Raw genomic sequence first — 14,024 nt, 5'->3', positions numbered from 1 at the left:
CTTTTTGAACATATTTCTTTATCTATAAGAATCGGGCAGGACGAGCCTGCCCAACTTTACGTATTTAGTTGCCCAAAATTTTGTTCACGTCATTCTCAGCCTCAGTCAATTTCTTCTTCACATCAGCACCGTTTAAATAGATTTCTTGCAATGCTTTTGTGACGGTCTGATTAATATCTTTGGCACTCTCAACACCGAGGTAAAAATCTTGCGCTTTATCGAGGCTGACTGCAGATACAGTCTTGGCCACCCCTTCCAGAGTTCCGTCGTTCTCCGAGAAGAACGGATCTTTGGCGCTCTCTACTGTGGAAGGCAAAGTATTTGCGATCTTCGAGAATTCGAGCTGATTGGCCGCATTAGAGACGAATACTGCGAAGTCGACCGCTTCTTTCTTATGAGATGTTGCCGAAGGCACGACAAGGTTCATTGTGTTGGAATAGCGGATACCCGCTTTACCAACCGGACTTGGTACAGCAACCATCTTCTTGTATACATCCGGCGCCGCTGTCTTGATCTTGTTAATGAACGGCGAGCTGGACAAGGACATAGCCACTTGCTCACTTGCGAAGTACTGCACTTGCTTATCGTAATTGATGATATCTTTTGGAATGACGCCGTCTTTCAACAATTGTAGATTCTCGTTAATATACTCTTCTACTTCCGGTGTATTAAAAGCTGCCTTCTTATAATCTTCAGTCAAGAACGGCAAGTTCTCTTCCAGCAAAGTGCGTGCTTCCATCGTGAAGATGTAGCCATAAGCACCGGTTTTCTGTCTAATCTGGCGTCCCCACTCATTCAATTCTTCCTTCGTCTTCGGCGGATTGTCAGGATTCAGTCCTGCTTTCTCCACGAGATCTTTATTCATGAATAAGACTGGCAGCGCGGTGTACCAAGGGAGTGCGAACGCTTTGCCATTCATTTCCGTTGAGGAGTAGATACCTGGGAAATAAGCTGCTTTCTGCTCTGCCGTCAGCTCTTGGTTAAAGTCAACCAGCGCGTCCTTCGTTCCCATCTGGTTGGCAAGCTCCGTATTGAGGTTTACAACATCCGGTGCATCGCCGCCCGCAATATTTGTCATTAGTTTGTTCAGTACGGCATCATAAGGGTAGTCCTTCCAATCAATCTTCACATTTGGATTCTGCGACTCATATTCCGCGATCAATTTGTTGAAGTAATCATCAAAGGTCGGCTGCAATGAGATTGTCCAGAACTCTACCGTGACTTGTTCTGCGGGCTTCTTGCTATCATTGTTCCCACTCGAAGCAGCCCCCTTGTTATCCGACGAACTCGAACCACACGCCGCCAATAGACCCACCATCATTATTGATGCCAATAGTAACGAAATAAATCTTCTACCTTTGAAACTCATGCTACAACACCCTCTCTTCTTTAAAATCTATCTTTTCTATAGTCAAGAGAAGAAATGACTGTAAATCTGCCAATCCGGGTTTTGTTAAGCGCTTACAAAACGAGCATAATTAGTTATACGATTTCCGCTAATGCTCGGTGAAATTTTCCGGATAAAGCATCTGTTTTGGAAACTTTCTCCTCTCTCGCAAATTCATTGTAACATGCTTTGGAGAAAATCTCCACTATTTATTGAATAATAAAAGATTATTTCTTTTTAACAATTATATGTTCTTCCCTTTATGAAGATGGCACTCACAAAAAAAGAGCCTCGAAAGGCTCTCCATGTAGAAATAGTCTCTTTGTGATGTTAAGGTGGTCGGCTTTAATACAGTTTCTCAGAAGTGGCTCTGGCTGTTATTTCTCTGAATTTCAGCGCCTCGTCCTTCATTTGTAGCGAGACGGCCACATTTAGAATATCGATGACAGCCAATTGTGAGATTTTGGCGGAGAGCGAGCTACCTTGTAGCGGATTCTCCTTGGCGATCATTAGCAAGATGATATCCGCCACCTTCGTAATCGGGGAACGGGCATTACTTGTGATGGCGATGATAGTGGCACCTGTCTTTTTGGCTAAGGTCAAGTTCTCAATCGTATCCTTCGTACTGCCGGAGATCGAAATACCGACCGCCACATCCTCCTTTGTCATTAAGGCCGCTTCCATGGCCTGAAAGTGAGTATCTGCTTTTGCACTGCTTGGTTTACCTATCCTCGAGAAGCTATGTGCCGCTTGCATCGCTGTCAGTCCAGAAGAACCCACGCCAAAAAAATGAATAAAGCGAGCCCGGTGCAACGCATCGATTGCTTTATCCAACTGATCGGAAACAGCCAGTTCTCTCGTCTGCTCCAAGGTGCGGATATGGTTAGCAATAATTTTCTCATTTAACGCGGAAGAATCGTCATCCTCTGTTATTTCTTGAAGCAAATGATCAATGGGTTTCACCAGATCTTGCGCCAAGGACAATTTGAAATCTTGAAATCCTTGAAACTTCAACTTCCGGCATAAACGCAGCACCGTTGTCTCTCCTACATCGGCTTTCTCCGCTAGCTCGGTTACGGAATGATAAATAATATCGGAGGCGTTATCCAGAATATATTCGGCCGCTTTTTGCTCGGCCTTGGTAAGTCCGTTCAGATGACTTCGTATATTTAAAAGTGTCTTTCCCATCCCTTGTGTGGTTGACAAGTGCACTGTCCCCTTTCAATCGGCCAATGATAGAATTTTATCTTCTTTTCGACTTATTCAGAAGATTGATTTCTTCTATTTTATCGGGATCGTGTTGAATAGGCAAGGACAAGGGGGATGCGCCCTTTCTCACAGCATTAAACTTGTAAGCTCTCATGTCCCCTAGGCCAATTCTTCCCACCAATTATAATCTTCCAGGTATACCACATCGAATAACATGACACCGTGGGATCTTTCTTTGCACATGCGAATGGCTCTCTTAAACTGTTCTACATCTCCTGCGTAATCCTTCAGGTATAGACTCGCAACGAGCAGGTATTTGTCCATTGACCGCTTGCATACTAATGTCAATCGCCCCCTCAACACTATACCAGGACGCAGGGCGACCATTCTGCTGCGCTTCTTCAATATACACTTCCGGGTAATAACAGCCTGTCATGAGAAAATCGAGCTCATCGGCATAAGCGGACCGGTGGTAATCCTCCGATACCCAAGGCAGGTCGGAGCGATATGTCTCACTTGCCCAGTTGACCCCCTCATTATAGTACAACGGATACCATGAGCCGACATAGATGCTGAACAATAAATCGGGCTTAAGCGATTTTACGAGCTGCTTTGCTTCTTTTACAAAATTCTTAATGTTCAGAGCTCTCCATTCCGCCCATTTCCCGAACCAACGCCCGAATTCTACCTGTCTCGTTCCCTCCGGGTCTTCCTGCACAGTAATGATTTGCTGTGGCCACTGCTCTACCTGCTGTCCGATATACTGTTCGAACATCGTCCGGCTTAGATCGCTGAAGTCGCCATATATGTTCGGATAACGGCAGCGGTCCAGAACAATTCCGTCTAATTCATAGTGCGCCGTGATTTCTTCAATGATCGCTAATTCGTGACGCCTTACCTCTGGATGGATCGGGTTAACAAAGATCGTCTGGTCAGAAGCATTCTCCGCTGCCACTGGAGCAGATAACAGACTAGGATTGTAGAACATAACCTGCCATTCTTTATGGTCATAGGCGACTCCATCCCGCGATTCCGCTGTCCCCTCGGCAAACACATCAATATTCGCTAATATTTTCAAACCCGTCGGCTGGAGCGCATCAATCATTTCCTGCAAGAAGTCGCGATCCCTCCACATATCATAGCGTCCGTCAGACCAGCGGCTAACATGGTAGCCGAATTGGCTTGGATACGTAGTATGGCCGTAAGGTATTTTCGCGTCAACAACGATGTGGGTGATGCCCGCCCGTTTAGCGTTTTCCCCAATCTCCGTTGTTCCTCCGGGTCAGATAGCCTCAGCCCATTTGCTAGGAAATCAACCCATAAGATGTTAGCGCCTTGCTCAATCTTTGAAAACATCGCTATCCCTCTCTTTTCTCTTGATGATCATTAGCTTACGCTACAACTATATCATTATAATGGAGATTATAACCGTTAATTTTGTTGTTTTTGGAGATAATATCTTTTTTAGATTCTAAAACAGCCACCCCTTTCTATTAGAAAAGAGTGGCTGTCTGCTATTTTTTGTTTTATTAAAATGAGTCCATCAGATAAGTCGTTCCATGCGGAATAACACGCTCCAGCGTGGCAGCGGCAGACTCTTCCCCGGCCAATCGACCGTAACGGAACAGTTCTTGCGGACGTCTGTATCCCATAAGCATTGTCGTCAAGGTCTGGATATCACAAGCGAGCTCAGCATCAGCCGTAGCTCCGCTAATCTTGCTCAGCTGTCCTCTTCCCTCAGGCGATACGTGAAGCTGCCAGACTCCATGATTCCATGGCGCCGTCGTGTCTTCAATCCGTAGCGTCAACGTAGTCTCCATCTCCAATGCCTGGAACGAATACTCATTAATAAACGGTGCAGCATCAACAATCCGGGCCATGAAGTAAGGAATAATCTCCTGATTGAAGCGCGGATTATCGAGTAGGAATGGCAGGAAATCATCCATAGGAACGAATGTGATTACCGCTTGATTGACCATGGAATCATGGTTGGCGAAGTAGGTCCACAATGCCTCACGCGCCATTTCGTTATGATAGACGAATTCATCGATCGTCAGCTCTCGTTTTGCAACTTTGTAGAGAGCATATCCTTGCGGAGTGCCATCCTCCGAGAAATAGACGACATCATGTCCATCTTCATCCAGTACTGACCGTTCCCACCAATCGCGATCACGAAGCAGGGTTCCATTATATTTCTGCGCATAAGGCCGATATATTTGATCCAGCAGTTCAATATCCTTTAGGTCCCTTCTAAATGTACCCTCGAAACTCTTACGGGCCGGAAATTGATTCACCGGAATGGTATATTTGCGATGCTCGGTCAGTAAGTCCCAGCCAAACTTACGATAATAAGCGAACGAGAAAGGATTCAGACAGGAGATCATCTGACCCTGGTCCTTCATGACGCGTAACGCCTGGGTAAGCAGGCCACGCACCAAGCCACTGCGGCGATTCTCCGGCCAGGAAGCTACACCAGCGATGCCTCCCATATCAAAAGGCTTGCCATGAATATAAATCTGCAGAGGTAGCAGGTTAAGCTTTGCTAGCAGTTGTCCATTCTCAAAAGCTCCCCAAGCCTGCTCCGGCTTGAAGCGGGTTCTCCGTTCAGTCCGTTCGACAGGAGACAACTTGTACTGAAACGCATACTCTCCTAGATCCATGCTAATATCGAATTCTTCTGCAACCAATTGTCTGATTTCCATTGGATCCCCTCCATTTCGTGTCCCGATTGATATAGTCAGACACCCTATAGATATAAGAGTAACTTGGAAATCCAGATTGTTCCACCCTTATTTACACTAATCCGTTCACTTTCCCCGATTCATCCAGATAGATTCGCTCCGCTGCTGGAACCTTCGGCAATCCAGGCATCGTAACTATGTTACCGGTATGAACGACGACGAACCCGGCACAGGCAGACAGCGTAATATCCTTGACCTGTACGGTAAAACCTTCCGGTGCACCAAGCAATGCAGGCTGATCAGAGAATGAATAAGGCGTTTTGGCCATACATATTGGCATATTGCTATATCCAAGACGCTCGATCTGCTCCAGCTTCTTATGTGCGGATGAAGTCAGGTTTGCCCCAGCCCCGCGGTAAATTTGACGGATAATCGTCTCTATTTTATCCATCAGGTTACTGTCATTCGTATACAAAGGTGTGAAGCTAGCCGTCTCATGCTGCAGAATATCCCGCAATGTCTCGGCCATCCGACGACCACCGGCGCTACCTTCAGCCCACACATCAGATACCTCAGCTCTAACTCCAAGACGACGGCAGTGATCAACGACAAACGCTACTTCCTCGTCATGATCATGCGCAAAGTGATTAATAGCGACCATAACCGGAACCTTAAATTTGCGAATATTCTCTATATGCCGTTCCATATTGGCCATCCCTGCCTGCAGCGCAGTAATATTCATTACATCCAATTCATTCTTGGATACGCCGCCGTTATATTTCAGCGCTTTAATCGTCACCACCAGCACAACTGCGGCTGGATCAAGCCCGGACTGTCGGCATTTGATATCAAAAAATTTCTCCGCACCCAAATCAGCACCAAACCCTGCTTCGGTCACTACAATATCCGCCAGCTTCAGCGCCGTCTTGGTACCGATCACACTGCTGCAACCATGAGCAATATTCGCAAAAGGGCCACCGTGAACGAAGACAGGCGTTCCTTCTGCGGTCTGCACCATATTCGGCTTAATGGCATCCTTCAGCAGCACGGTCATGGAATCCACAGCCCCGATCTGTTCCGCGGTTATCGCCTCTCCCTCCATATTATAAGCGACGATAATCCGACCAAGCCGCTGTCTAAGGTCCTGTAAATCCTCACTTAAGCAGAGTATGGCCATAATTTCTGAAGCAGTAGTAATCATAAATCCGGATTCATGCACACTACCGTTACCATCGCTAATGCCACACACAATTCGCCGCAGGCTGCGGTCATTCATATCCATCGCATGCTTCCATACAATCCTCTGCGTATCCATTTGGAGCTTATTTCCGTGATAAATATGATTCTCGATCATCGCAGACAACAAATTATGAGCTGCAGTAATGGCATGAATATCACCAGTAAAATGCAGATTAATATCTTCTGCCGGCAAAATTTCCGCCTTACCGCTGCCCGTCGCTCCGCCCTTCATACCGAAGCAAGGACCGAGTGAAGGCTCTCTAAGCGCAGCAATCGTAGGGATGCCAATAGCATTTAACGCTTGTGAGAGACCGATCGTCGTCAGCGTCTTTCCTTCACCAGCAGGCGTGGGGTTCATCGCTGTTACGAGCACCAGCTTACCATCTGTGTGGTCCTGTAGATCCTCTCTTATTTGCAGATCAATCTTGCATTTATATTTCCCGTACAGTTCAAGATACTTCTCATCAATTCCGAAAGACTTAGCTACATCTATAATAGGCTTCATTCCTTAAGGCAACCTCCATGAGCTTAAATTGCGAATTCTTAAATTCTACACCGTTATATTGTACATGAACAGGATCATTTAGTATGTGCAAAAAAGAACAATCAAACAAAACAGGCCGACAACCCTGAATCTTGGTCATCAACCTGCTTTACTAGTTACAATTACTGTGATCATTCTAAGGGGCTAATCGGTTTCCACACTTCTCGCAAAAAAGATCTGACTCATTAACGATTTCATGACAGGAACCGCAATGCTTCTGAACGATAATGATCTCGTCAGCAGTCTGTTCTTCGACAGGAACTACCTTGACTATTTCCTCGAATTGATGTCCGCAGGACGGGCAGAATTTAGTATCCATTGGCACCACTCTACCGCAGACGCATTCTTTCTCATCCTTAATCTGTCTAATCTTATATTCTAATTGCTCGACTTCTTCCTCAAGCCCACGTATCAAATTGCTCTGCTCTTTAACTAACGATTCAAGTGTATCCAGTTGTTTGTTGGTGTAAGCATCGTATACCTCTTTGCCGATCAGTAAATAACTCTTCTCAATTTCCTTCCGCTTACCGGAGATTTGCGAATTGATCTTGGCAATCTCCACAGAATCCTTGGCCAGGTCTGCAGCTTTGGATGCGCCATCCTTCAATTTATCAAAGATCCCCATTTCAATCCCCTACTTTCGAATTAATGTCAGTTCATTATTCTATTCCTAATCATACCTGAAAATAACGAAGAAGTTCGTCGATTTTTGATCTTTGCTGTGCTCTCTTTTGATCATAATATAGATTATCCGAAAAGCAAAGCCGCCCTGGCCTGCATTCCAGCAGACCGAAGACGGCTTATAAACGATAAATAGATTAAGTTAATCGTCCCTTATCCACGGCTCTCATTCGTAGCTTAGTTAGTTGAGGGAAGATGACCCCTAGTAGAACCACGCCAACTCCTACCCATTGTAGCATCGTCACCTGTTCATGGAGAACCAGAGCGGAGAGCAATACCGCCACCGGAAGCTCTACAGCTCCTAGAATCCCGGCCATGTCTTCGCCGATTTGAGGTACGCCAATGGCGTACAGAACCGGAGGAATGAATGCTCCGAAGAAACCGAGCAAGAACCCGAACAACAATAGCTGGCTCCACAGCAGACCATTAAATAAGAAATGCGGTGGGAATAGAATAAAGACCAGCACGAGCCCACCCGTAATCATCCAAGCACTACGATAAGCCGGTTAATAGATGTCATTGCCTTACCGCTAAAGAGAACGAACATGGAGTAGCTCACGGCCGCGAGCAATCCGAACGTAATCCCGATTGCAGAGAACCGACCACCCGTCTGCCCCGTTAGCCCGGCGGCCAGCAATGTACCTCCAAACAGTAATACAAGTGTGAACAGCATAACACCATTCGGCCGTTGGCGCTTGCTGATCGCTTGAATCAACACGGTAATCCATGTGAATTGGAATAATAGTATAATTGCCAGTGATGCCGGGATATACTGCAGTGAATGATAATATACGAGGCCAGTTATGGCCGTAGGTGTTCCAACTAACATAAGCAGCAATCTCTTCTTCCAGGTCAGCTTCGACGAGGAATCTACTGTTGTATTTATGGAGCTTCCTGGTTTCCCCTGCTCTTCCCGCTGTTTGCGTCTCTCTTTGAGCTTGGTATACAGCGCCAGCATCCATGCAAAAATGCAGCCTGTTAGCAACTGGGTACCTACCACTTCACCAAGCTGGTAGCCATGCCCGTATGCAAGTACAACTATAGTCGACAATATGCCATAACTGCTGGCTCCAATAAAAACGGATAATAAGTACTTCAATTTCATTTTCTATTGCTCCCCCTTGATAGCTTTTAAATCCAGGAAACGCAAAAAATCCTAACTACGATATGAGAATTCATGGTGCATTCTCAATATCGTAGTTAGGAAGTTACGGCTCCTGTAGAAACCCTCGCCCACTCTAACCTTTAAGTACGGTTATCTGCGAGGTTATACGAAAGTAATATATAGTTCGTTCATGGTTCAGACCATGGTAACACACTCAGACAATATTACATGACAAGAGGGAGACTGTCAATGCAAGTTCTTTAATTAATCCGATGGTACTTGTAGCCATTGGGTTAATCGTAGTAACTCCACGCCAGCCAGCATAACGATGCCGATCCCATGCGTATCATTGAGCTGCGGCAGTAGATCATACTTATAGTATCGACTGGAATGTGAATATCCTGAACCGCGGCATACTCCGTACAAATTTCCACGCGCATCTATACTATGGCGGGTCAAGCCGTTCCAGGCCATGGCAGCGCTGTTCGAATAGGATGACTTATCGGTTAACCAGCCATACCGTACGCCGCGTGCATATGCATAGATAAACATCGCCGTACAAGAAGTCTCCAGATAGGCATCCGGTTCATTGATAACCTGGCGCCACAGGCCTTCCTCACTCTGATGGGCAAGATAGCCGGCGCTTAATGTACGGAACATTTCCAACAATTCTTCCCGCTCCGGATGCCTCTCTGGCAGAACAGTCAGAAGCTCGGACAAGGAGAAGAGTACCCAGCCATTTCCGCGCCCCCAAGGTACTCCCGTCGCCAAACCCTGCTCGAAATCATACACATGGGACATTAGCTTCTCTTCAGGAATATATAAGTACTCTCGGAACAGCAGGAATTGTCTCGCTGCATCATTGATATACTCCTCATTTCCCGTCAGCTGATAATAACGACATAGGAAGGGGACGCTCATATAGAGATCATCTGCCCACATCGTATCCTCGCCTTGGGAATGCTTACGGTAGAAGGCTCCGTCAGGTAGTCTCTCCTGTGCCTCACTCATATAGGTGGCGATCATATGTGCAACTGATTCCACGCCGGTTAATTGCTGATTATCTCGGTAAATCTCAAGCATGGTAGAGCCAAAGGAGCCACAATCGTCCAGACTATCGATATCTGCAATGGACTGGTTAATCCCTGTCCCTTATATTGTTCGTAATCCCAGGTTGTATAAGGGTTCCATTTTACAGTCTGAGCCGTATGCTCTGCCGCATATGCTATGAGATCAGGCCGATTCATCATTCTACCCATCTCTACCAATCCGTACAGAGTCACTCCGACAGGGTAATTCCACTTCCCAAATAGTGGCGCCTCCAAGTAAGGCCGAATCCAGGCTTCAGGCATATCGCCTCGCCAGTAAATCCCTTGCCCGCCATCCTCGTGTACACGATGCAGTTCTGTCATCTCGACTATATCGGGGATATACTGATTTTCAAATGGACCTAAATACAGCCAAGCCCCCGGATACCCGTGAACTGGGATTGGCTGCTCCAGCATAACAGGCTTTTCTCCGGACATAACGGTTACTGTTGTACCCAGGAAGGAGCAGCGGTATCACGAATCACCAATTGATGCGAGCCAAAAGTCAAATCCAACTCCAGCTCGAACCTTCCGGCTTGTTCGCAGCGGTACCTTTCCACACCGTCTATAAACAACACTGTAGCACCATGGCTGGTTCCTGTTATGCGGTAAATCTGCTCTGTAACATCATTCGCCTGAAACTTCGCCCAAGCGAAAGCTGTAAGTCCGTTAGATCTGCCGTATAATCTCTCCATTGGCGTCATCAGCTTCTGCTCTTCCGTCCAGTCTAGATGCGGGCACCATTGCAGCGCCCCTTCAAATTCCGATTGTCCAGCAACTGGCAGCTCCTCCACCGCTTCATCAAGCGGCTTACTGAATAACCAACCTTCCTGACCGCTTCGCTCCTTGGAGGCAATAATTGAATTGAAGATCACCCATTTGCTGCTCGTTGTTCCGAATCGGCCGCCGAAGCCAGCCCGCGTCTTCGTAAATTTAAGCACGATATCATTCCAGCCTACACTCAGTAGAGTACGGCATTCCCGATTCACCTTCGGTCGCTCATCACCCGGTAGCGAACGGTATATGCTCTGTCCGTTCACGAACACCTCAAGTGGTCCCCAAGCCGTTGCGAGCCAGGTCATCTCCGTATCAGGTTTGTCGCTCCACATCTTTCCCCAGGCATAACTTATTTGCCCAACATTCGCCTCGGGAAAACGATCCGCTAAATCAAAGAAATAGCGAAAATCCGTTGCACGCTGTATACCTTCCCGATTAAAGGCACGATACCGATAAGGCTCAACCGGATTATCAGCTACGTAACGGTTTGCTAGTGCTTGCAGTGCGGAAGGAATATCTGTGCCGGTCTTGTCGTATATACTCTCAAGTAGCTTTATCATCACACTTCTGTCCCCTATCTACTGTCGGACCGGCCTTCCGTTAGCAGCCAGCCTCTGAATATATTGATACTATTAAAATCGTAACATAGGGCTAACAACACTTTATAGGAGACAAATGTGCGAATGCTTTCAATATTCATTGAATCGACTGTTGCGCTATTAGCATATCTGTGGTGGCCTCACAGCAAAATCCCTGCAGAAATACAGTTGTTTTGTGTAGGTATCACCTCAGGATTAGAAATTCCTGCAATAATGCAGTTTTTTCACAGCTGTTCTCTCAATTCCAAGGAAATAATAAAAAAAGCCTGCACTTCCCTCACGGCCCCCTAATAAAAGTGGAGTCTTACCCTCCAATAAATTAGACTATTTATAAAGGGGAGATTCGAAATGAAACGAAAGAATAAAGCGTATGAAGAAGTTCGTTTACAGGTGGTCCGTGAGGCACTAGCAGGGATTAAGGTAGCCGTATTGTCCCGTAAGTATGGAGTTCATCCTGAGACTATTCGTAGTTGGATCAGGGAGTATCGAGATCAAATCGAAGAGCATGAGATACCCGCTGCAGATGAACAGCTACAGGAATTAAAAAGATTGCAGGAAGTCGAAGAGAAATACCAAACCGCTGTAAAGATCCTAGGCGAAAAGGAATTAGAAATCGAAATCCTGCGTGAACTCTTAAAAAAGAAGAACCCTGCTTATCTGAAAGATTCGAAATAGCAGACCAGTTTATTAAGCAGGGATATTATGCAGCACTGGTACTGCGAATCTTAGGGTTGGCTGAGTCAAGCTATTATGCACGAAAAAAAGAATAGGCCAACATGATGAGCCTGTAACACGCATTCGTAAAGGGCGTCCATGCCCAGGTTATTCCCTAACGGAAAACGGTACCAGAGTAAGCGACGAACAGATTAAAGAGTGGTTCGTAGAGCTTACAGAAGGCGAAGAGAACGAGTATGGGTATAAATTGCTTGCTGAGTGCCTCCGTAAGGATCACCGTCTCATTTTGAATAATAAGAAAGCTTACCGTTTGTGTCGTGAATTGGGGATTCTCCAAAAGTATCGAGAGAGAAGAACGAAGCATCCTCGTCGATTGCCTAGAAATCGTCTAGTCACCGGTCCGAATCAGTTATGGCAAATGGATATTAAATATGGTTACGTAACAGGACGTGACCGCTTCTTTTTCCTGCTCAGTATCATTGATGTATTCGACCGCGCTATTGTGAGCTATTACCGAGGCTCTGAATGTAAGGCTACTCATGCAATTCAAGTCCTGGGAAAGGCACTAGAGTCCCGGATCCAGCCAGGAGAATCGCTACCCACGATCCGAACAGATAATGGACCTCAATTTATCAGTGCTTTATTTGGAGATACGTGTGAAAATTGGGGCATTTCACACGAAAGAATCCCTCCTAAAACTCCAAATATGAACGCTTATATTGAGTCGTTCCACAGTATTGTGGAGAAAAATCTATTCAGCAAAATAGAATACAAGACGATGGAGGCCGCCTATGAATCGATAGATAACTATATCGATTTCTACAACAACCGAAGAATGCATGGCAGTCTGAAACGGATGTCTCCACTCCAATTTTCTAGTTGGATTATGCAGTTCGAAGATCGGTCTCAGTTCTATAGATCTTTGTAAAACTTTAAAATATAGCGTTAGACTACGAATACAGTATTTTACTCGGGTCAGACTCCAGATTTAGGGGGCCGAACCGCTTCTGCAGGAATTACATAGAAACAGACAATTATTTATCTAAAAGGATGCACTTATGCATTTTTTCACATCTCTAGATGTCTTTAAAAACTAATTAGCATTAAATTCATTTAAATACAAATAACCCCAACATCATCATATCATTTTCGACCAATAAACTTCCTTGGATCATACCTCAGATAATTAATTCAATAATTGTGGATAACAAATTGGCGCATAGAGTTCATGCCGCCTCATTTATGTGGATAGAAATATATAACCTTAATATATCAACTGGATATGTGCATAAGACTGTGCATAGTTCATACTAAATCGATATATTTTTCGTTTGTGCTGGTGAATATCAGATTTATACAGAGGAAAATGTGAACAACCGTGTACAATTTGAGGATAACCGTAGGTTAGAGCTAATTCAATCGCTAGTTATCCACTTGGGGATAAAAAAACCACCACCGTGATCGGTAGTGGTTCTTATTGCTTGGCGGCTTCCTACTCTCCCAGGACCCTTCGGTCCAAGTACCATCGGCGCTAGAGGGCTTAACGGTCGTGTTCGGGATGGGTACGCGTGGAACCCCTCCGCCATCGCCACCAAACATGATTTGTCGAAGCTAGTGCTTCTCGAAATCCTGCATCTCCTTATTAAAAGGTTATGCAGCTTGGTTCAGGTATCAGCATCGCCAAATGCTGAAAGCAATCTTCCATTAAGTAATCACTTGAATTACTCAATGTATAGGTTTGCTCCCTGAAAACTGGATACGAAACTAATTTTGCGTTTTAATAATTGGATAAGCCCTCGACCGATTAGTACCTGTCAGCTCCATACATTGCTGCACTTCCACCTCAGGCCTATCAACCTCGTCGTCTTCAAGGGGTCTTACTAATTGGGAAATCTCATCTTGAGGGGGCTTCACGCTTAGATGCTTTCAGCGCTTATCCCTTCCGCACTTAGCTACCCAGCTATGCTCCTGGCGGAACAACTGGTACACCAGCGGTGCGTCCATCCCGGTCCTCTCGTACTAAGGACAGCTCCTCTCAA

At 45.7% G+C, this 14,024-nt stretch carries 14 protein-coding genes, 2 rRNA genes and 1 riboswitch (1 of these 17 only partly in view); of the genes, 2 read left to right on the top strand and 14 right to left on the bottom strand.

Annotated elements, in window-relative coordinates:
- Positions 1-64: 64 nt before the first annotated feature.
- From RE628_RS03830 to RE628_RS03780, 12 genes are all read right to left on the bottom strand, one after another.
- A complete protein-coding gene (locus RE628_RS03830; RefSeq protein ID WP_309157491.1) occupies positions 65-1,369 on the bottom strand; it encodes an ABC transporter substrate-binding protein in 1,305 nt (434 codons plus the stop codon).
- Positions 1,370-1,732: 363 nt separating this feature from the next.
- Complete coding sequence (locus tag RE628_RS03825; RefSeq protein WP_309157490.1) at positions 1,733-2,575, bottom strand: MurR/RpiR family transcriptional regulator; 843 nt, start codon at positions 2,573-2,575, stop codon at positions 1,733-1,735.
- Positions 2,576-2,755: 180 nt separating this feature from the next.
- A complete protein-coding gene (locus RE628_RS29480; RefSeq protein WP_375143038.1) occupies positions 2,756-2,920 on the bottom strand; it encodes an alpha amylase family protein in 165 nt (54 codons plus the stop codon).
- Positions 2,853-3,860: a family 10 glycosylhydrolase gene (locus RE628_RS03820; protein ID WP_309159358.1), complete on the bottom strand. Its 1,008-nt coding sequence runs from the start codon at positions 3,858-3,860 to the stop codon at positions 2,853-2,855. The genes RE628_RS29480 and RE628_RS03820 overlap by 68 nt, the downstream gene beginning before the upstream one ends.
- 265 nt (positions 3,861-4,125) lie before the next feature.
- Complete coding sequence (eis, locus tag RE628_RS03815; protein ID WP_309157489.1) at positions 4,126-5,298, bottom strand: GNAT family N-acetyltransferase; 1,173 nt, start codon at positions 5,296-5,298, stop codon at positions 4,126-4,128.
- Between the two features lie 91 nt (positions 5,299-5,389).
- Positions 5,390-7,021 (bottom strand): formate--tetrahydrofolate ligase, encoded by a 1,632-nt coding sequence (locus tag RE628_RS03810; RefSeq protein ID WP_309157488.1) that lies wholly within the window; start codon positions 7,019-7,021, stop codon positions 5,390-5,392.
- A gap of 175 nt (positions 7,022-7,196) precedes the next feature.
- A complete protein-coding gene (locus tag RE628_RS03805) occupies positions 7,197-7,685 on the bottom strand; it encodes a double zinc ribbon domain-containing protein (RefSeq protein WP_309157486.1) in 489 nt (162 codons plus the stop codon).
- A 193-nt stretch (positions 7,686-7,878) separates the two neighbouring features.
- Complete coding sequence (locus tag RE628_RS03800) at positions 7,879-8,226, bottom strand: EamA family transporter (RefSeq protein WP_309157483.1); 348 nt, start codon at positions 8,224-8,226, stop codon at positions 7,879-7,881.
- On the bottom strand, positions 8,223-8,846 hold the full coding sequence (locus RE628_RS03795) for a DMT family transporter (protein ID WP_309157481.1): 624 nt from the start codon (positions 8,844-8,846) through the stop codon (positions 8,223-8,225). Before RE628_RS03795 ends, RE628_RS03800 begins: the two co-directional genes overlap by 4 nt.
- Positions 8,847-8,918: 72 nt before the next feature.
- Positions 8,919-9,036: riboswitch (purine riboswitch) on the bottom strand.
- Positions 9,037-9,110: 74 nt separating this feature from the next.
- Positions 9,111-9,929 (bottom strand): glycoside hydrolase family 88/105 protein, encoded by an 819-nt coding sequence (locus RE628_RS03790; protein ID WP_309157479.1) that lies wholly within the window; start codon positions 9,927-9,929, stop codon positions 9,111-9,113.
- Positions 9,896-10,351: a hypothetical protein gene (locus RE628_RS03785; protein WP_309157477.1), complete on the bottom strand. Its 456-nt coding sequence runs from the start codon at positions 10,349-10,351 to the stop codon at positions 9,896-9,898. The genes RE628_RS03790 and RE628_RS03785 overlap by 34 nt, the downstream gene beginning before the upstream one ends.
- A gap of 26 nt (positions 10,352-10,377) precedes the next feature.
- A complete protein-coding gene (locus tag RE628_RS03780) occupies positions 10,378-11,271 on the bottom strand; it encodes a hypothetical protein (RefSeq protein WP_309157476.1) in 894 nt (297 codons plus the stop codon).
- 387 nt (positions 11,272-11,658) lie between these two features.
- Between RE628_RS03780 and RE628_RS03775 the strand changes: the two genes are divergently transcribed.
- Together RE628_RS03775 and RE628_RS03770 are read left to right on the top strand one after the other, a co-directional pair.
- Complete coding sequence (locus RE628_RS03775) at positions 11,659-11,985, top strand: transposase (RefSeq protein WP_309154793.1); 327 nt, start codon at positions 11,659-11,661, stop codon at positions 11,983-11,985.
- A 91-nt stretch (positions 11,986-12,076) separates the two neighbouring features.
- On the top strand, positions 12,077-12,913 hold the full coding sequence (locus RE628_RS03770; protein ID WP_309159357.1) for an IS3 family transposase: 837 nt from the start codon (positions 12,077-12,079) through the stop codon (positions 12,911-12,913).
- A 551-nt stretch (positions 12,914-13,464) separates the two neighbouring features.
- On the opposite strand, the gene rrf is transcribed toward RE628_RS03770, so the two are convergent.
- Positions 13,465-13,581 (bottom strand): 5S ribosomal RNA (gene rrf, locus RE628_RS03765).
- Between the two features lie 188 nt (positions 13,582-13,769).
- Positions 13,770-14,024, bottom strand: a 23S ribosomal RNA gene (locus tag RE628_RS03760) (it continues 2,673 nt past the right edge of the window).

Source organism: Paenibacillus sp. D2_2, from assembly GCF_031199965.1.
Taxonomy (GTDB): Bacteria; Bacillota; Bacilli; order Paenibacillales; family Paenibacillaceae; genus Fontibacillus.
Note: the sequence above shows the minus strand (reverse complement) of the source record. Positions and strands in the feature narration are given on the sequence as shown.

Bases quoted from the DNA above. Each gene is read 5' to 3' on its own strand.
- RE628_RS03775 (WP_309154793.1), top strand. From the start codon at position 11,659: ATGAAACGAAAGAATAAAGCGTATGAAGAAGTTCGTTTACAGGTGGTC.
- RE628_RS03805 (WP_309157486.1), bottom strand. From the start codon at position 7,685: ATGGGGATCTTTGATAAATTGAAGGATGGCGCATCCAAAGCTGCAGAC.
- RE628_RS03795 (WP_309157481.1), bottom strand. From the start codon at position 8,846: ATGAAATTGAAGTACTTATTATCCGTTTTTATTGGAGCCAGCAGTTAT.
- RE628_RS29480 (WP_375143038.1), bottom strand. From the start codon at position 2,920: ATGGACAAATACCTGCTCGTTGCGAGTCTATACCTGAAGGATTACGCA.
- RE628_RS03830 (WP_309157491.1), bottom strand. From the start codon at position 1,369: ATGAGTTTCAAAGGTAGAAGATTTATTTCGTTACTATTGGCATCAATA.
- RE628_RS03780 (WP_309157476.1), bottom strand. From the start codon at position 11,271: ATGATAAAGCTACTTGAGAGTATATACGACAAGACCGGCACAGATATT.
- RE628_RS03785 (WP_309157477.1), bottom strand. From the start codon at position 10,351: ATGCTGGAGCAGCCAATCCCAGTTCACGGGTATCCGGGGGCTTGGCTG.
- RE628_RS03810 (WP_309157488.1), bottom strand. From the start codon at position 7,021: ATGAAGCCTATTATAGATGTAGCTAAGTCTTTCGGAATTGATGAGAAG.
- RE628_RS03825 (WP_309157490.1), bottom strand. From the start codon at position 2,575: ATGGGAAAGACACTTTTAAATATACGAAGTCATCTGAACGGACTTACC.
- eis (WP_309157489.1), bottom strand. From the start codon at position 5,298: ATGGAAATCAGACAATTGGTTGCAGAAGAATTCGATATTAGCATGGAT.
- RE628_RS03800 (WP_309157483.1), bottom strand. From the start codon at position 8,226: ATGATTACGGGTGGGCTCGTGCTGGTCTTTATTCTATTCCCACCGCAT.
- RE628_RS03790 (WP_309157479.1), bottom strand. From the start codon at position 9,929: ATGCTTGAGATTTACCGAGATAATCAGCAATTAACCGGCGTGGAATCA.